This window comes from Bacteroides coprosuis (assembly GCF_020741705.1).
Classification (GTDB): domain Bacteria; phylum Bacteroidota; class Bacteroidia; order Bacteroidales; family Bacteroidaceae; genus Bacteroides_E; species Bacteroides_E coprosuis.
On sequence record NZ_DYYK01000009.1, the window covers coordinates 21,248 to 40,431 of the forward strand.

A 19,184-nucleotide genomic window follows, 5' to 3' on the forward strand; every position below is an offset into this window, starting at 1 on the left:
ATTCATAAATTTCAGAAAAGGCTACTTCAACAAGTAGCCTTTTTATGTAAAAAATAATCATAAAAAAAGTTCATAATCAGAATTATCTAATTATGAACTTTCAGTGTTGGGCTACCAGGACTCGAACCTGGAATATCAGGACCAGAATCTGGAGTGTTACCATTACACCATAGCCCAAGAATACTGTGCAAATATACAAAACTTTTTATAATTAAAAATGAGAAGGATAAAAATCGAAACTATTTTAATAAATATTTGTTCTACAAAGAATACTATTTATCAAAAATACGAGAAAGATTGTTGCGTTTTATATAATAAGTTGCAATGATCCAAGAAATCAATGTATATTTGTATATTAAGATCAAATGACATATTACCTCATACATTACATTTACAAGAGAGGTAAGCTAGTAATTGCGAACTAACAGAAAATTAAAATAACATTGAAGAAAACAAACACTGAATTTTTATTAAATCAAATTGTTGAATCTATACAAGATAAAAAAGGTAAAAAAGTGGTGGTGGCAGATCTTACTTCAATAGAAGATACTATTACCAACTACTTTATCATATGCGAAGGGTATTCACCGAATCAGGTTAGCAGTATTGCTAACAATGTGAAAGAAGAAGTAAAAGAAAATGCTGGTGAAGCTCCTTTAGTGGTTGATGGATTACGCAATGCAGAATGGGTAGCTATGGATTATGCAGATGTTATCGTACACATATTCCAACCAGAAGCACGTAATTTCTATAATCTAGAGACACTTTGGGCTGATGCTCAACTAAAATCAATACCTGATATCGATTAATTAATCATAATGAACAAAAGAATCAAAAGACCTAACAAGCCTAATATGCCAAAATTTAATTTAAACTGGCTATTCTTTTTTATAGCAATGATGCTCGTTGGGCTGTTAATCACCAATCCTGGAAGCTCACTCAACAAAGAGGTATCTTATGATGAGTTCCAAAACTATATCCGCAATGGATATGTAGAAAAAGTGATCGGCTACGACGACAATACAGTAGAAGCATACATAAAACAAGTAGCTGTTGCAGATGTTTTCGAACGCGATTCTACTCGTGTAGGAAGAAATCCAATGGTACTAACTGAAGCTCCTTCTAGAGCTGCATTAGGAGAATTCATAGAAAAAGAAGCAACAGAAGGTAACTTTGACGGCTCAATTACTTATGACAAGAAGAAAGATTATTTCGGAGCACTACTTTGGAACATCTTACCTATTTTGGTCATCATAGCCTTCTGGATCTTTATCATGAGAAGAATGAATTCTGGTGGTGGAGGTTCTGGTGGTGGAGTCTTCAATGTAGGTAAATCAAAAGCAAAACTTTTTGAAAAAGGAGAATCTACTAATGTAACATTTAAAGATGTTGCAGGTCTGAGTGAAGCAAAACAAGAAATTGAAGAGATTGTAAACTTCTTAAAAGACCCACAAAAATATACTCGATTAGGAGGTAAAATACCGAAGGGAGCATTACTTGTAGGCCCTCCAGGTACAGGTAAAACTTTATTGGCAAAAGCTGTTGCTGGTGAAGCACATGTACCTTTCTTCTCTATGGCAGGATCTGATTTTGTTGAAATGTTTGTTGGGGTAGGTGCATCACGTGTCCGTGACTTATTTGAACAAGCTAAGAAGAAAGCTCCATGTATCGTCTTCATTGATGAGATTGATGCTGTAGGTAGAGCTCGTGGCAAAAATCCTTCCATGGGAGGCAATGATGAAAGAGAGAACACCCTTAACCAACTTCTTACCGAGATGGATGGTTTTGGCTCAAATAGTGGAGTTATTATTTTAGCAGCTACAAACCGTGTAGATGTATTAGATAAAGCTCTTCTACGTGCTGGTCGTTTCGATAGACAAATTTATGTTGACTTACCAGATTTAAACGATCGTATTGAGATATTCAACGTACATTTACGTCCTTTAAAAACAGACGATTCTGTTGATGTAGAATTATTAGCTAGACAAACTCCTGGGTTCTCCGGTGCAGATATAGCTAATGTTTGTAATGAAGCTGCACTAATTGCAGCTAGACATAATAAGGAGTATGTTACAAAACAAGACTTCTTAAATGCAGTCGATAGAATTGTAGGTGGACTTGAAAAGAAAAATAAAATTACAACAGAAGAGGAAAGAAGATCCATCGCTATTCATGAAGCTGGTCATGCTAGCATCTCATGGGTGCTAGAACATGCTAATCCTTTAGTAAAAGTAACCATAGTACCTAGAGGTAGAGCTCTTGGTGCAGCTTGGTATCTTCCTGAAGAAAGACAAATTACAACCAAAGAACAAATGCTTGATGAAATGTGTGCGTTACTTGGAGGTAGAGCAGCAGAAGATGTATTCTTAGGAAGAATATCAACCGGTGCAATGAATGACTTAGAGCGAGTAACAAAACAAGCTTATGCTATGATTGCCTACTTTGGTATGAGTAGAGAACTACCCAACCTAAGTTACTACAACAACAATGAATATAATTTTAGTAAACCCTATAGTGAAAAAACGGCTGAACTAATTGATATAGAAGCTAAAAGACTTATCAACACTCAGTACGAAAGAGCAAAAGATTTATTAAAAGAATATTCTAAGCAACACAATAAGCTTGCAGAAGAATTAATGGATAAAGAAGTAATCCTTGCAGATGATGTAGAAGCTATATTTGGTAAGAGAAAATGGAAATCTCGTACCGACGAAATTATGGCCCTACAGCTAGAAGAAAAGAGGAAAGAAGAAGCCAAAAAGAATAAAGAATCTGAGAATACTCCTACATTTAATGAAGGAAATACAACAGAAGATACCACTTCTAAAGCTTCATCAACTTCGGATGAATCATCTGATTCAGTAATCAATCAATAACTCTAATTGACATCGTGAAATCAAATTTTATACAACGATCAATAACAGGCCTACTATTTGTTTTACTCTTAGTAGGCTCTATTGTTTATAGTCCTATCACATTCGTGGCTCTATTTTCAGTAATTTCTGCCTATACAACTTATGAGTTGAGTGGGCTACTCAACAACAGTGGCAAGTATAAGATAAACAGACTAATCAGCTCTTTGGGTTCATTCTATCTTTTTATTGCTTTTGCTAGTTATGTATCAGACTTAACAACATCTGAAATATTTATCCCTTATCTAGGTATTATTCTTTACTTAATCATAAGTGAATTGTACCTTAATCAAGATAACCCTATTGGGAACTTAGCAGGCACAATGCTTACACAGATTTATGTAGGACTTAATTTTGCCCTTATAAATACAATATGTTTCATTGTTAAAGATGGAGGATTACATATTGCCTATTACAACATAATGCCTTTAGCACTATTTATTTTTATATGGGTAAGTGATTCAGGAGCTTACTGTGTGGGTAGCACGATCGGCAAAAATAAGCTTTTCCCTAGAATTTCTCCTAATAAGAGTTGGGAAGGAAGTATTGGGGGTGCATTATTTGCAGTAATAGCAGCTTTAGTTATAGGCTATTTTAGCCCTATTCTCAATTATGCTCAATGGGTAGGATTTGCCTTAGTAGTCGTAATTTTTGGTACATGGGGAGACCTCACAGAATCTTTATTTAAACGTCAATTAGGCATTAAAGACTCAGGAAATATTCTTCCAGGACATGGAGGATTCCTTGATCGCTTTGATAGTACAATACTAGCTATACCAGCTGTTGTTTTTTATCTATATCTTACACGATTATTCTAAAACAGTATATAATAGGAACTAATAAAATAAGAGGGTGTCTAGTTGCAATTAGACACCCTCTTATTTATTATTCATTTCAATCTTATTACTCTAGATTAGCTTTCTTATCACTCTCCACATCTATCTTCTTATTGTCTATATTTTTTAAAGGAACATCAATCGTACTTTCTTCTCCTTTTTCGTTCTTCCAGAGAATTTTTATACCCGTTTTGCCTGATAAATCTATCGTATTCAAATTAAAAGAGGCCATACTATTACTTACATAACTAGAGTTATTATTGTATGTATTATATCTAAATTCTAAATAAATAGAGCTATCATCAGGGCTTTCTTTTAATTGGTTTTCTACTAATGATACTTTATGAGCTTTTGCTTCAGATGGCAAACGATAAGTAAATTTAATATTTAAATAATCATTGCTTACCCACATCTCATTTACAGATGGTATTCCATCATTACCAAACTTTTTATCATCTTCTTCAGACTTAACAAACTCCACATTTTTAGTTAAAATCTCATAGAGGTAGTTCACTTTCACAATATGATCATAACCATTGTAATTATCCCCCAAAATGGTATAGTCTGCTACTACACGTTGGCCATCAACACTATTATAATTAATCCAACCGGCTCCCACCCATAACTTTTGACCCGAGTCAAGTTTCAGAGAATATGTATTTCCTTCACGCACCACGGTAGCATAAGAAATCCAAAAATCACCTAAAGAGTATCCATCATCATCATTACAACTTTGAAATCCAACTAGCATTGTTACACTTAAACAAGCTAGAAATATTTTTTTAATCATTGTTTTCATCTGTATAAAAATTAATGAGTTTACTAAGTATAACATCTCTCTATACTTAATAAACTCATCAATCTCTAAAATACTGCTTTATTGGAGGTATATTAATTATTTTTTAACAAATCAATCATTTTAGAAGCAGCATGTGTAGGAGCACCCTCCTCTCCTAGTATCACTTGCATTTCTTTATAATTGTCAAGCATTGTCTTACGATATTTATCATCTGAGATAAGTTTATTTAATTCCTTATCCAAATGCTTCTTAGTCATTGTATCGGCTACCAATTCTTGAATTATTAATCGATTAACAATAAGATTAACTAAAGAAATATATTTTACTTTTAACACCTTCTTACGTAGAAAAGCAATTATCTTACCTACTGGAGTATAATAACAAACAACTTGAGGCACTTTAAAAAGAGCAGTTTCTAACGTCGCTGTTCCTGAAGTTACTAAGGCAGTATGAGAATGACTTAAAAGAGGATATGTCTCACCAAAAATCAATTGAACATTAGTACCTTTTATAAATTCATCATAATATGATTTATCTACTCCAGGAGCACCCGCTAGAACTAATTGATAGTCTTTATAAGCTGATGCCGATTCAATCATCATAGGCAAGTTGTCTTTTATTTCTTGCTTTCTACTTCCTGCCAACAGAGCTATTATAGGCTTTGTTCCTAAATTCGTTCTAGAAGTAAACTCTCCAATAGTTTCTTTATAAGATGATTTAAAAGCCACAATTTCATCCACTGTGGGATTACCTACATAATGAATGGGATAGTTGTGTTTTTTGTAAAAATCAACTTCAAAAGGAAGAATTGAAAACATTTCATCAATGTCTCTGCGTATATTTTTTATGCGATACTCTTTCCATGCCCAGATCTTGGGTGAGATATAGTAGTAAATCGAAATAGACGTATTTTTCTTTATATACTTAGCGATATTTAAATTAAAGCCAGGATAATCAACAAGAATTAGAACATCTGGATTCCAACTCACAACATCTTCTTTACAAAATCGCATATTAGCAAATATAGTACGCAAGTTTAAGAGCACAGGAATAAAGCCCATAAAAGCAAGATCCTTGTAATGTCTTACTAAATTTCCTCCTACCGCTTTCATCAAGTCTCCTCCAAAGAAACGAAACTCTGCAGAGGGGTCTTGCTTTTTTAACTCACTCATCAAATGAGATGCATGCAAATCTCCTGAGGCTTCTCCAACTATCAAGTAATACTTCATGTACTAACTACTCCTCATCTTCCATTAATAAACCTGCTACTAAGCTGTCTAATTCCTTAGCAAATTTATAATCAGTCATATCTACCAACGTAGGTGTAATAGCACCATAACCATTTGCTAAAGCCCAATTGTCACTTTTCTCATGTCCTTTCTTGAGTGGAACAAATGAACCTGACATCCAATAATAATTTTCATCAAAAGAACGAGGACAAGGTTCCCATTCATTAGACCAACTACCTCGAGCTTGTTGACAAACCTTTAATCCCTTAATTTCTTCAACCTTAGGGAAATTAACATTTAAGCAGGTATAGTCTGGCAAACCATTAAGCAAAACCATTTTCGTTAATTCTCTAACATATTTACCCATAGGTTCGAAATCGGCACCTTGATCATGATCACAAAGAGAAAAACCAATAGCAGGTATTCTATTTACACAAGCTTCTATTACCGCCCCCATTGTTCCAGAATAATGTACATTGACTCCTGAATTATCACCATGATTAATTCCACTAAGTACTAAATCGGGGTCTCTATCTAAAATGGCATGACGAGCCAGCTTTACACAATCAACAGGAGATCCAGAGCATCTATAAACGGTTAATCCAACATCTTTACGAATCATTTTAAAGTGCACAGGTTGAGTTACTGTTAGAGAACAGCCACTACCGGATCGAGGAGCATCTGGAGCTACAACAACAATTTCTCCTAGGGGACGAACAAACTTTACAAGCTCACTAATTCCTTTGGCTATAAGGCCATCGTCATTCGTGATTAATATTAATGGTTTATTATGACTCATTTCTTTTTTATTTTAAATTATATGCTACAAATATAACCATATTTATGGCTTTTTGGTTGAGGAAGTGTAAATCCGTTATTATATTTAGAGATTATAAGCATCTGCAAGCTAGGAAAAAACGAATAAAATTGAATAAAAATTAGTATATTTGCTTAATAGCAAAATATTTATAATAGAGTTGTTATATCATTCCTAGCTCTAAGAGTTATAAACATAAGATATAACTTATCAACAGTTTTAATAAAGTTCATCTTATTTATGAGGACTTCTTATGTATTATCACTTATTTCGCTTTTATTAATTGATAAATTGATATGGGAAAAATAATCACTTTGGCTAACCAAAAAGGTGGAGTCGGCAAAACTACAACGACTATCAATCTTGCAGCATCACTTGCTACGCTAGAAAAGAAAGTACTCGTTATTGACGCTGATCCTCAAGCCAATGCTACATCTGGGTTAGGTGTAAATATGAGACAATCTGCTCACAGCATTTACGAATGCATTATAGATAGAAAAAACTCTAAAATAGAAAATGCTATCCTTACGACAGAAATAGATACTTTACAAGTAGTATCCTCGCATATCAATTTAGTAGGAGCTGAAATTGAGATGCTTAGTCTAGACAATAGAGAGAATATTCTTAAAGAAATTCTAACCCCTCTTAAGAAGAGATATGATTATATTTTAATTGACTGCTCTCCATCATTAGGACTTATTACGGTAAATGCTCTAACTGCAGCAGATTCAATAATTATTCCCGTACAGGCTGAGTATTTTGCATTGGAAGGAATTAGTAAATTATTGAATACAATTAAAATTATCAAATCAAGATTAAATCCAAATCTTGAAATTGAAGGATTTTTACTTACAATGTACGATTCAAGATTGAGACAAGCTCGACAGATACATGAAGAAGTAAAAAAACACTTCCAAAACTTAGTTTTTAAAACCGTTATTCATCGTAATGTAAAATTAAGTGAAGCCCCAAGTTATGGGCTACCAACCATTTTATATGATGCAGACTCTAGTGGAGCTAAGAATTATCTAGCTCTAGCAAAAGAGTTAATCAAAAAGAATAAATAGTTTAGTGAATTATGGCACAGAAAAGGAATACTTTGGGAAGAGGATTAGACGCTTTACTCTCAATGGATGAGATTAAAACTGATGGTTCTTCTTCTATCAATGAAATTGAAATTTCTAAAATTTCAGTTAACCCTAATCAACCTCGAAGAGAATTCAATCAAGAAGCTTTAGAAGAGTTGGCTAGCTCTATCTCTGAAATTGGAATTATTCAACCAATTACTCTAAGAGAATTGTCTCTTGATAGATACCAGATCATTGCAGGAGAAAGAAGATTCCGTGCCTCTCAATTGGCTGGATTAAAATCTATCCCAGCATATATCCGTAAGGCAAGTGATGAGAATGTACTTGAAATGGCTCTTATTGAAAATATTCAAAGAGAAGATCTCAATGCTATTGAAGTTGCATTAGCTTACCAACACTTAATTGAAGAATATGACTTAACTCAAGAAAGACTAAGTGAAAGAGTAGGTAAAAAGAGAGCTACTATTGCCAACTATGTTCGACTATTAAAGCTACCTGCTCCTATTCAAGTTGCTCTTCAACATAGACAAATTGATATGGGACATGCTCGAGCTTTATTGCCTCTCGAAAACCCTAAGCTACAAATAAAGCTACTAAAAGATATCATCAAGAATAACTACTCAGTTCGCAAAGTGGAAGAGATTGTAAAAGATCTAAACGCTGGTGAAGAGCTGAGTTCAGGTAAGAAGAAACAAAATGCTCAATTACCCGAAGAGTTTAATATTCTTAAACAACACCTTTCAGGTTTTTTCAATACAAAAGTTCAACTAACTTGCAGTAGCAAAGGAAAAGGAAAAATCAGCATCCCCTTTGGGAATGAAGAAGAACTTGAAAGAATTATAGAAATATTTGATTCACTCAAAAAATAAATGAATAAAGCAAAGAGCTTAATATATTACACCCTCCTTGTTTTGGGTACACTAATAGGTAGCTTAATGACCACTCGGGTACAAGCTCAGGAAGTAAAACAAAAAACAGAGGAAGAAGTACTTAAACAACTAGAGAGTCAACAAAAAATTGATTCTCTTTTGAGTACTATAGACACTGTAAGCCCTCAAGGCAACATCATCTCTGATAGTATCTTGTTGGCTGATAGCATTCAATCCATTAATCAAGCTCGCTTGGATAGTTTAAATCATGCTACCCCTAAAATAGCACCTATGGATGAACCAACTATTGATCCGAATCAATGGAGACCAAATCCTACTAAAGCAACATGGTATGCTATTATATTCCCTGGAGGAGGACAAATCTATAATCGTAAATACTGGAAACTGCCCATTTTCTATGGTGGTTTTGCTGGTTGTGCTTATGCCCTTAATTGGAATAACACAATGTACAAAGATTACTCTCAAGCTTACAGAGATTTAAAAGACAATAATCCAAATACCAATAGCTACCTAGAGCTACTTCCACCTAATGTAACTATTGATGAAGGAAGACTTGAAACCATATTAAAAAACAGGAAAGATAAATTTAGACGTTACCGAGATTTAAGTGTCATTGCTTTTATTGGAGTCTACGTTTTATCTATAATTGATGCCTATGTAGATGCTGAGCTATCTAACTTTGATATTACACCTGATTTAAGTATGAGAATTGAACCAACAATAATAAACAACAATACAAATACTTCTAATAATAATATATTACAAAATAATTCTGTAGGCTTACAGTGTAAGTTTACGTTTTAAAGAATACAAGGGATAAAATAATGAAGAAAGTAATAGTAAGCGTATTCATCTTCATCAGTCTATTCATGACTGTTACAAGTAAAGCGCAAATACAGAACCAAACCATAGATGAAGATATAGAAATTCCTGAAACCATGATTTGGTCTATAGATAGCTTATTGAATGACTGGAAAACACAAAAGTATCTAGACTTACAGAAAGACTGTCAAACAGCAAAAGACAATCCTTTCTTCCCAGATTCTATATACAATCATCGACTAAGTCGCATTCCATCTATTATGGAAATGCCATACAACTCTGTTGTACGTAGTTTTATTGATCTTTACTCAGTAAGGCTAAGACAACAGGTAGCTATTATGCTTAGTTCTACTAATTTCTACATCCCCATTTTTGAAGAAGCTCTAGATGCCTATAACCTACCATTAGAACTAAAATACCTACCTATTATTGAATCTGCATTAAATCCAACAGCCGTATCAAGAGCTGGAGCAACAGGATTATGGCAGTTTATGCTCAGCACAGGCAAGGAATACGGATTAGAAACAAACAGTTTAGTAGATGATAGAAGAGATCCAATAAAAGCAACATGGTCTGCCGCTAGATACCTAAAAGATCTTTATGAAATCTATCACGATTGGAACTTAGTTATTGCTGCATATAATTGTGGACCAGGTAATATAAACAAAGCAATACGACGTGCTGGAGGTGAATCTGATTATTGGGAAATCTACAATTATTTACCCAAAGAGACAAGGGGTTATGTTCCTGCCTTTATCGCGGCAAACTACATAATGACCTATTATTGTGATCATAATATATGCCCGATTGAAAGCACATTACCAGTTGTTAGCGACACTGTAATTGTTAATAAAGAAATTCACTTCGACCAAATTAGTAGCATCTGTAATATAGACAAAGAAGAATTAAGAAGTCTAAATCCTCAATATAAAAGAGATATTATTCCTGGTAATACCAAACCTTACGCGCTAAGATTACCTCATTATACCATCCCAACATATATAGAAAATCAAGATTCTATATACAACTATAAACGAGACGAATATTTTACAAATAGGAAAAAAGTAGAAGCTAAGCAAAAACCTAAAGCACCAACATCTAGAACTACTTATTACAAGATTAAAAATGGGGATACTTTATCTACCATAGCTCGTAAACATGGCGTTAGTGTAAGCAAATTGAAACAATGGAATGGGCTTAAGAACAATAATATTAGAGCCGGTAAGACATTGAAGATTATAAAGTAGTTCCTTTAGTTGCCTTATTGCTATTAATAACTATTTTTGTACCTAGTAGAACCATAAATGCTGAGTTGAATGAATAAACAAACTGAAAAAGAAAAAGCCGAAGAGGTGATGATTCAAGAAGCCTTTCAAGAGTTGTTAAACGATTACCTAGCAACTAAACATAGAAAAAGGATAGAAATCATTACTAAGGCTTTTAATTTCGCAAATGAAGCTCATAAAGGCATCCGTAGGAGATCTGGAGAACCTTATATTATGCACCCCATTGCTGTGGCAAAAATAGTGTGTAATGAAATTGGTTTGGGATCTACTTCAATTTGTTCTGCTCTCCTTCACGATGTCGTTGAAGATACTGACTATACTGTAGACGACATTGAAAACATATTTGGTCCTAAAATAGCACAGATTGTTGATGGATTAACAAAGATATCTGGTGGTATTTTTGGAGATAGAGCTTCAGCTCAAGCAGAAAACTTCAAGAAGTTATTGCTTACTATGTCTGATGACATTCGAGTTATCTTGATAAAAATAGCCGATCGCTTACACAATATGAGAACGCTCGGTTCAATGCTACCAAGTAAACAGTATAAAATAGCAGGAGAAACCCTATACATTTACGCTCCGTTGGCTAATCGCTTAGGCTTATATAAAATCAAAACAGAGCTAGAAAACCTCAGCTTCAAGTATGAGCATCCACAAGAATATGAATTCATCAGTAAAAAACTAGAAGAAACTGCTGCTGAACGTGATGTGATATTCAAAACATTTGCTACTCCTATAAAGCGAGAACTCGATAAGATGGGCATACAGTACCGTATTATTGCCCGTATTAAATCCATCTACTCCATCTGGAACAAGATGCAAACCAAGCACATCCCTTTTGAAGAGATCTATGATATATTAGCAGTTCGTGTAATCTTTGAACCTAGAAGTAAAGCGGAAGAATTAAACGATTGCTTTGATATTTATGTTGCTATTTCTAAGATTTACAAGCCTCATCCTGATAGATTAAGAGATTGGGTTAGCCACCCGAAAGCAAATGGTTACCAAGCCCTTCATGTTACTTTAATGGCAAACAATGGTCAGTGGATTGAGGTTCAAATCAGAAGTGAAAGAATGAACGACATTGCAGAACAAGGTTTTGCTGCTCACTGGAAATACAAAGAAGGAGGAGGTAGTGAAGATGAAGGCGAATTAGAAAAATGGCTTAAAACCATTAAGGAAATATTAGACGATCCACAGCCAGATGCAATGGATTTTCTTGATACTATAAAATTAAATTTATTTGCCTCAGAAATTTTCGTATTCACACCAAAGGGAGATATCAAAACAATGCCACAGAACTCTACAGCGCTAGATTTTGCATTCGCCCTACATACAGATATAGGAATCCACTGCATTGGAGCTAAAGTAAACCACAAACTAGTTCCTTTAAGTCATAGACTTCAGAGTGGTGATCAAGTTGAAATCCTTACATCTCAACAAGAAAGGGTTGAACCTTTTTGGGAAAACTTTGCAACGACTGCTAAAGCAAAGACAGAAATAGCTTCGTATTTACGCAAGAAAGATAGGGTATTACAAGTAGAGGGGGATAAAGCCTTAGTTTCCTTTTTTAAGGATATCGATATAAAGCAAAGTCCAAATCTAGTAAACAAACTAGTAACACTACATAGCCTTAAATCTAGAGAAGAACTAACAAAGGCTGTTGGTTCTGGAGAAATTGTATTGGGTGATTTAGAAAAAGAACAAATTTTAGGTAAGCAAGTACCTACTTGGAAAAAGTATCTTACATTTTCTTTTGGCAATAAAACAGATAAGGAAATGCCTAAGACAACAGAATCTGTAGAACAAAGAGTTGATCCTAAAAAAACATTTATTCTTACTTCAGAAGAATTAAACAAAACCTATCAATTAGCTAGTTGTTGCCATCCTATTCCAGGAGATTCGGTGTTAGGATATTTGGATGAAAATGGAAGACTTTTTATCCATAAAAGACAATGTCCCGTAGCTACTCGACTAAAAAGTAGCTTTGGAAATCGAATAATAGCAACAGCATGGGATGACAACCACACTCATTCATTTCTAGTAATTATCTATATAAAAGGGATCGATAGCTTGGGCCTATTAAACGATATTACTCAAGTTATATCCAGACAGTTAAATGTCAACATTAAAAACATTACTTTTAATACTGACGATGGTATTTTTGAGGGAAAAATAAAGATTTACGTACACGATGTAGACGAAGTAAATAGCTTGACAGAAGAACTTAAGAAGATACAAGGAATCAAGCAAGTATCAAGAATAGAAGAATAACTAGCGCTGGTCTAATTCTTTCCTCATGGCTAGAAGTTCAGCCTTAATATTCTTAAGATGCTGTAACAAATCGAAACAAGATAGAGTTACCTCTTTATTATGAGTCATTTTTTTACGAGCTCCAGCAAGCGTCATCCCTTTAACTTTCACTAAATGATAAATTAATTCTATCCGCTCAATATCTTCTTTCATATAAAGACGAGCACCTCTACGATTTTTTTTAGGCTTTAATGTTGGAAATTTCTTTTCCCAATAACGAAGAAGAGATTCATTCACCTTAAACATTTCAGCGACCTCGCTAATTGAGTGATATAATTTCATCTCTCCCTTTAACATTTCATCTACTTTATCTTTTATCGCAGCAGCATCTTTGTCAATTTCTGTACTATCTACTAGCACATCTTTATTTATTTCATATAAGTTCTCTTGCACATTTCTCTTATGATCTTCCATATTACTATAAATTGTCTCTTGTGTTTTCTACTAAATTGATGATTCTAGAATAAAATAGATCCTAGATATATTCCTAAAATATTGAGTTTTATCTAAATAAACAAAGAATTTAAACAGCCTCAAACTTTGTTACCAATTAATTTATTCGCTAATTAAGCCACAAAAATAATAAAATCAAGTTATCTTTGTTGATCCTTTCATAAAGAATATTAACCTCGAGGATAGAGATATAAATATGATGACGGCAAAAGAAATTAGAGAATCATTTAAAGAGTTCTTTGAGTCTAAGGGACATCAAATAGTTCCTTCAGCTCCAATGGTTATTAAAGATGACCCTACATTAATGTTTACTAATGCAGGTATGAATCAATTTAAAGATATCATTCTTGGTAATAAACCTGCCAAATATAAAAGAGTCGCCGATTCTCAAAAATGTCTTCGTGTAAGCGGTAAGCACAATGACCTTGAAGAAGTAGGTCATGATACTTATCACCACACCATGTTTGAGATGCTAGGTAATTGGTCTTTTGGTGATTACTTCAAAAAAGAAGCCATCGAATGGGCCTGGGAATATCTTGTTGATGTTCTTCAATTAGACTCAAACAGATTATATGCTACAATTTTTGAAGGTAGCCCCGAAGAAGGTCTTGACCGTGATGAAGAAGCATTTTCTTTTTGGGAAAAACATCTTCCAAAAGAACGCATTATAAATGGCAACAAGCACGATAACTTCTGGGAAATGGGTGATACGGGTCCTTGTGGTCCTTGCTCTGAAATACATATTGACTTAAGAAGTGAAGCTGAGCGTAAAGCTGTAGATGGTCGTTCATTGGTGAACCATGACCACCCTCAAGTAATTGAGATATGGAATCTTGTGTTTATGCAATTCAACCGTAAAGCGGACGGGACTTTAGTAGATCTTCCACATAAAGTAATTGATACGGGTATGGGATTCGAACGTCTATGTATGGCTCTTCAAGGCAAAATATCAAACTACGATACAGATGTTTTCCAACCTCTAATCCAAAAAATAGCATCACTAGCTAATGTTAAATATGGGGAAAGTAAAGAGTTGGATATAGCCATGCGAGTAATAGCAGACCATATCCGAACTATAGCATTCTCAATAGCTGATGGTCAATTACCATCTAATGCAAAAGCAGGATACGTTATCAGACGTATTCTTCGTAGAGCAGTACGCTATGGATATACTTTCTTAAACCAAAAAGGTGCATTTATGTACAAGCTTCTACCTGTACTAAACGAAAGTATGGGAGACGCTTACCCTGAACTAATAGCTCAAAAGGTACTGATTGAAAAAGTAATTAAAGAAGAGGAAGAATCTTTCTTACACACTCTTGAAACAGGTATACACCTTCTTGAGAACACAATGGATGAAACTCGCAAACAAGGAAAAACAGAGATCAGTGGTAAAGAAACGTTTACTCTATATGATACTTATGGATTCCCTCTAGATTTAACAGAACTAATCTTAAGAGAACATGGTATGACTGCTGATTTAGAAGGCTTCAATGCTGAAATGCAAAAGCAAAAAGACAGAGCTCGTAATGCAGCATCAATTGAAACATCAGATTGGGTAACAGTAAAAGAAGGTACTACAGAGTTTATTGGTTACGATTACACAGAATATGAAGTATCTATTCTTCGCTATCGTAAGATTACTCAAAAGAAGAAAACATATTTCCAACTTGTCTTAGATAAAACTCCTTTCTATGCAGAAAGCGGAGGTCAAGTAGGTGACACTGGTGTCCTTGTTAACGACAACGAAACAATTGATATTATTGATACAAAGAAAGAGAATAATCTCCCTATCCATATTACAACAAAGCTTCCTACTGATCTTGAAGCTACATTTATGGCTTGTGTCGATAGAGAAAAACGTGCAGCTTGTGCTGCCAACCATAGTGCAACGCACTTACTAGACCAGGCTTTACGGGAAGTATTAGGCTCTCATGTTGAGCAAAAAGGGTCGCTAGTAACACCTGAAACTCTGCGTTTCGACTTTTCACATTTCCAGAAAGTAACAGATGAAGAAATCCGTCAAGTAGAACAAATCATAAATGAGCGTATTCGTCAGAATATTTCATTAACAGAATATCGCAGCATTCCAATCCAAGAAGCCAGAGATTTAGGTGCTATAGCCCTTTTTGGTGAAAAATATGGAGAAGAAGTGCGTGTAGTTCAGTTTGATAAATCTATTGAATTCTGTGGTGGTACTCATGTGCCAGCAACAGGAAGTATAGGTATGTTTAAAATCATATCAGAAGGATCTATTGCTTCTGGAATCAGACGTATCGAAGCATGGACAGGCGAAAAAGTTGAGCAACTCCTATATGAGGTAGAAGATACACTTAAAGACTTAAGATCTTTATTCAATAATACTCCTGACCTTGTTTCTACAATAACTAAGTTCATTGTAGAAAACACCGAATTGAAGAATCAAGTTGAAGACTATATGAAAGAAAAAGAGGCTTCAATCAAAGAAAGATTACTTCAAAATGCAGAAGTTATAAATGGAGTAAAAGTTATTCAAACAGTGAGTAATCTTCCTGCACATATTGTAAAAAATATTGCATTCCAACTTCGTGGAGAAGTTACTGAAAACTTATTCTTCGTTGCTGGTAGCATAGAAAAAGGGAAGCCGATGTTAACTGTTATGTTAAGCGATGACTTAATAGAAAGAGGACTAAAAGCTGGAGACCTAGTTCGCCAAGCAGCTAAGCTTATTCAAGGCGGAGGAGGTGGTCAACCTCATTTTGCCACTGCTGGAGGAAAAAATCCAGATGGATTACATGCAGCAGTAGAAAGCATTATTGAGTCTGCTAATTTGAGATAATTTTAGATACCACTAATAACATAAAAAAGAGAGTCAATTCTATGAGTTGACTCTCTTTTTATACTATATCAATTGATCCGCAGGATAATTCACAAGATATAAATGCTCTGTAGCACGAGTAAACGCAGTGTATAACCATCTAAAATATTCTGTACTTAAATAATCAGTACTCATATAACCTTGATCGAGAAATACATTTTTCCACTGACCACCCTGTGCCTTATGTCCCGTAATAGCATAAGCATATTTTACTTGTAAAGCATTAAAGTGAGGATCTTCTTTAATTTTCTTAATTCGCTCTCTTTTAATTGAGACATCCTCATAATCTTCTAAAACAGCATAAAATAACTTTTCTTGATCATTCCGAGATAATGCAGGAGTATCTGTATGCAATGTGTTCAATAGTAGCTTCACATCCATTTCATAGTGATCATAATCAGGTAGCGATATTGTTGCATCGGCAAAGCGAAAACCATACAGTTCATAAGTACTGTTTAATCGCTCCACTTTTACAATTTCTCCATTGGCTATAAAATCTATTTCCTTATACTCTTTAGACCAAAAGTAATTATTTTTATTTACCATAAGTAAATCCCCCGTATTGAGTTCATCTTCACGATAAAGTATCGCTGCACGGATACCTTTATTATAGAGATTCGCTCTTTTATTCGATCTACAAACAACAATCGTTTCGTCCATCCCTTCTCTTCCATAACAAGTGTTTAGTTCTTCTATCAACTCAGTACCTGGAACATTTTTAATATCAAGGAAATCTTGAAGTTTTATCTGTGGCAATTTAAGAACATCCCCCTCAGATAAATGAGTCCGTAACTGCGTTGCATTATATAAAATTCCAGAATTTTCTTCTTGTCGTACAACATCCGTCATTTCACAATTATGAACTCGCAGTCCGTAACCAGAAAGCTGATCTGAGATTAAAGCAGGACTCAAATCCTCTCCTATGGGAGGTAACTGTGCAGTATCTCCCATCAAAATCAATTTGCAATTTGTTCCAGAATACACATAGTGAATAAGATCATCGAGCAAGCAACCCGAACCAAAAGAAGATCCTGAGAGACCTTGATTCGCAATCATAGAAGCCTCATCAACAATAAACAGAGTATTGCTATAAAGATTTACATTTAACTCAAAGTTACGATCTTCAGCACCAAATTTCTTCTCTCTGTATATTCTTTTATGGATAGTAAATGCTGGATAATCAGCATAAGAAGAGAAAACCTTAGCTGCCCTACCGGTAGGAGCCATCAATATGACTTTTTGTTGTAAAGAAATCAAGGCTTTAACCAATGCTCCAACAAGAGACGTTTTACCTGTTCCAGCGTATCCTTTCAGTAGAAAAATATCATCTGTTTTTTTAGATGAGAGGAAGTGAGATAATTGGATAATTACCTGATTTTGTTGATCAGTGGGACTGTATCTAAAGTTTTCTTTTATCTTTTTAGCGAAAAAAGTGTATAACATCCTATTAGTGTGAAAAAGTTTTTCTATTCTATCGTTAAATAGATTAATTTATTCTATTTTTGCAAGTACGAATATAAACTAAAAATAATACATATCATGAAAAAAGTAACTAATGTCGTATTAGCTATTTGTGCGGTAGCTTTACTTTACATGTGCTATGCAAGTATCATGGGCCCTATTAACTTCGATAAAGAGAAAAGCATCAGAGAAAAAGCTGTTATCGCTCGTTTAATCGAAATTAGAGAAGCTCAATTAGAGTACCGTAAACAATTCAGCCACTATGCTAACGATTTTGACAGTTTGATTGACTTCATCAAACATGGTAACATTCAAAGTCTATATAAAGTTGGCGAACTTACCGACCTTCAAAAAGAAGATGGTCTTACAGAAGAAAAAGCTATGAAGATCATCAATAAAGCAAAAGCTACAGGTGATTGGAAAGAAGTTGAGAAGAACGGTTTAACAGAATTCAAGCGTGATACGATTGAAGTTCCTGTTCTTGAGACTCTTTATCCTAAGGGATTTGTTGCTGACTCAATTCAATTTGTTCCATTTACAGGTGGTGCTAAATTTGAACTTTCAGCTAAAGTTGATACTATTCAATCAGGTCCAGCAAGATTTTTCCAAGCTCAAACTCCATACCATGTTTATTTAAAAGGTCTTGACGAACAAGAAATTAAAAACATGACCTACTTACGCCAACAACTAGACAGATATGCTGGTCTTAGAGTTGGTTCTATGGAAGAACCTATTACAACAGGTAACTGGGAATCTCTATAATAGTATAGAGAACAACTTAACTTCTAATTAATCGAAGTTATAAACACTAGAATATGTCTCCAATAACTACAATTCAAGAAATGGATTTTAGCAAATCGGAACAATATACATTATCCATCCGTATTAATACGGATGGATTTTCTTTTTCTATCTACAACCCATTAAGCGATAATCCTTATACCTTTTTTGATTTAGATATTGACAGAAAACTTCCTTTGATTGCTAATTTCAAGGCACTAGTAACCAATCATCCTTTTTTAAGTCAACTTTATAAGAGAGTAAATATATTGATTGGAGATACAAAAACAATAGTTCACCCCCTCAATTTATTTAATCCTGACATTTGCCAAGAACTCTATTATTTTGGACAAAAGCTACTCAACACAAATACACAAGTATGCTATAACACTTTAGAGGCAAACAATCTTACTATTATTTATGGGGCAAATAAGATTCTATACAAATTTCTAAATGAACACTTCAGGAACCCTCGCTTCTTCGCTCAAAACACTCCTTTAATAGCTTATTACTCACAAAAGAGTAAAGAAGGCAATACTAAAAAGATGTTTGTTCATATTCAAGCTGAAACAATGCATTTGTTTTGCTTAAATAAAGGAAAACTATTACTAACGAATGCATTTAATGCCTCAGAAACTAGT

Annotated in this window: 16 protein-coding genes and 1 tRNA gene; 11 read left to right on the forward strand and 6 right to left on the reverse strand. The window is 34.3% G+C overall.

Going from position 1 to position 19,184, the window contains the following annotated elements; all coding sequences use genetic code 11:
* Nucleotides 1–106: 106 nt before the first annotated feature.
* A tRNA-Gln gene (locus K8V80_RS00335) sits at nt 107–177 on the reverse strand.
* A gap of 266 nt (nt 178–443) precedes the next feature.
* Here K8V80_RS00335 and rsfS point away from each other — a divergent pair.
* Genes rsfS through K8V80_RS00350 form a run of 3 tightly spaced genes read left to right on the forward strand, consistent with a single transcriptional unit; the run spans nt 444 to nt 3,730 of the window.
* Nucleotides 444–809 carry a ribosome silencing factor gene (rsfS, locus tag K8V80_RS00340; protein ID WP_006744078.1) on the forward strand — a complete coding sequence of 122 codons (366 nt, stop codon included), beginning with the start codon at nt 444–446 and terminating at the stop codon, nt 807–809.
* A 45-nt stretch (nt 810–854) separates the two neighbouring features.
* Nucleotides 855–2,876: an ATP-dependent zinc metalloprotease FtsH gene (gene ftsH, locus K8V80_RS00345; RefSeq protein ID WP_276774496.1), complete on the forward strand. Its 2,022-nt coding sequence runs from the start codon at nt 855–857 to the stop codon at nt 2,874–2,876.
* 14 nt (nt 2,877–2,890) lie between these two features.
* Nucleotides 2,891–3,730 carry a phosphatidate cytidylyltransferase gene (locus K8V80_RS00350; protein ID WP_006744076.1) on the forward strand — a complete coding sequence of 280 codons (840 nt, stop codon included), beginning with the start codon at nt 2,891–2,893 and terminating at the stop codon, nt 3,728–3,730.
* A gap of 85 nt (nt 3,731–3,815) precedes the next feature.
* Here K8V80_RS00350 and K8V80_RS00355 read toward each other — a convergent pair whose 3' ends face one another.
* From K8V80_RS00355 to surE, 3 genes are all read right to left on the reverse strand, one after another.
* Complete coding sequence (locus K8V80_RS00355) at nt 3,816–4,538, reverse strand: NigD-like protein (RefSeq protein WP_172633416.1); 723 nt, start codon at nt 4,536–4,538, stop codon at nt 3,816–3,818.
* A gap of 101 nt (nt 4,539–4,639) precedes the next feature.
* Nucleotides 4,640–5,776, reverse strand: coding sequence for a lipid-A-disaccharide synthase (gene lpxB / locus K8V80_RS00360; RefSeq protein ID WP_276774502.1), 1,137 nt, complete (start codon nt 5,774–5,776; stop codon nt 4,640–4,642).
* A gap of 7 nt (nt 5,777–5,783) precedes the next feature.
* Nucleotides 5,784–6,575 carry a 5'/3'-nucleotidase SurE gene (surE, locus tag K8V80_RS00365; RefSeq protein ID WP_006744073.1) on the reverse strand — a complete coding sequence of 264 codons (792 nt, stop codon included), beginning with the start codon at nt 6,573–6,575 and terminating at the stop codon, nt 5,784–5,786.
* A 314-nt stretch (nt 6,576–6,889) separates the two neighbouring features.
* Here surE and K8V80_RS00370 point away from each other — a divergent pair, with 314 nt between their 5' ends.
* From K8V80_RS00370 to K8V80_RS00390, 5 genes are all read left to right on the forward strand, one after another.
* Entirely contained in the window at nt 6,890–7,660 is a 771-nt protein-coding gene (locus K8V80_RS00370; RefSeq protein WP_006744072.1) for a ParA family protein, read from the forward strand.
* Between the two features lie 8 nt (nt 7,661–7,668).
* Nucleotides 7,669–8,550: a ParB/RepB/Spo0J family partition protein gene (locus K8V80_RS00375; protein WP_157450697.1), complete on the forward strand. Its 882-nt coding sequence runs from the start codon at nt 7,669–7,671 to the stop codon at nt 8,548–8,550.
* The gene (locus K8V80_RS00380) at nt 8,551–9,375 is read left to right on the forward strand and encodes a DUF5683 domain-containing protein (RefSeq protein ID WP_006744070.1); all 825 of its coding nucleotides are present in this window, start codon (nt 8,551–8,553) and stop codon (nt 9,373–9,375) included.
* 20 nt (nt 9,376–9,395) lie between these two features.
* Nucleotides 9,396–10,640 (forward strand): lytic transglycosylase domain-containing protein, encoded by a 1,245-nt coding sequence (locus K8V80_RS00385; RefSeq protein WP_006744069.1) that lies wholly within the window; start codon nt 9,396–9,398, stop codon nt 10,638–10,640.
* Nucleotides 10,641–10,709: 69 nt separating this feature from the next.
* Nucleotides 10,710–12,953, forward strand: a complete 2,244-nt coding sequence (locus K8V80_RS00390) for a RelA/SpoT family protein (protein ID WP_276774511.1) — start codon at nt 10,710–10,712, stop codon at nt 12,951–12,953.
* Here K8V80_RS00390 and K8V80_RS00395 read toward each other — a convergent pair whose 3' ends face one another.
* On the reverse strand, nt 12,954–13,406 hold the full coding sequence (locus K8V80_RS00395) for a MerR family transcriptional regulator (protein WP_006744067.1): 453 nt from the start codon (nt 13,404–13,406) through the stop codon (nt 12,954–12,956).
* A gap of 235 nt (nt 13,407–13,641) precedes the next feature.
* Between K8V80_RS00395 and alaS the strand changes: the two genes are divergently transcribed.
* Nucleotides 13,642–16,263 carry an alanine--tRNA ligase gene (gene alaS / locus K8V80_RS00400; protein ID WP_276774513.1) on the forward strand — a complete coding sequence of 874 codons (2,622 nt, stop codon included), beginning with the start codon at nt 13,642–13,644 and terminating at the stop codon, nt 16,261–16,263.
* A gap of 63 nt (nt 16,264–16,326) precedes the next feature.
* Here the strand turns inward: alaS and K8V80_RS00405 are convergent, their stop codons facing one another.
* On the reverse strand, nt 16,327–17,745 hold the full coding sequence (locus tag K8V80_RS00405) for an ATP-dependent DNA helicase (RefSeq protein WP_276774515.1): 1,419 nt from the start codon (nt 17,743–17,745) through the stop codon (nt 16,327–16,329).
* A 96-nt stretch (nt 17,746–17,841) separates the two neighbouring features.
* On the opposite strand from K8V80_RS00405, the gene K8V80_RS00410 reads away from it, so the two are divergent.
* On the forward strand, nt 17,842–18,525 hold the full coding sequence (locus K8V80_RS00410) for a hypothetical protein (RefSeq protein WP_006744064.1): 684 nt from the start codon (nt 17,842–17,844) through the stop codon (nt 18,523–18,525).
* 53 nt (nt 18,526–18,578) lie between these two features.
* Nucleotides 18,579–19,184: DUF3822 family protein (locus K8V80_RS00415; protein ID WP_276774519.1), on the forward strand; the 606-nt coding region annotated here is incomplete at its 3' end.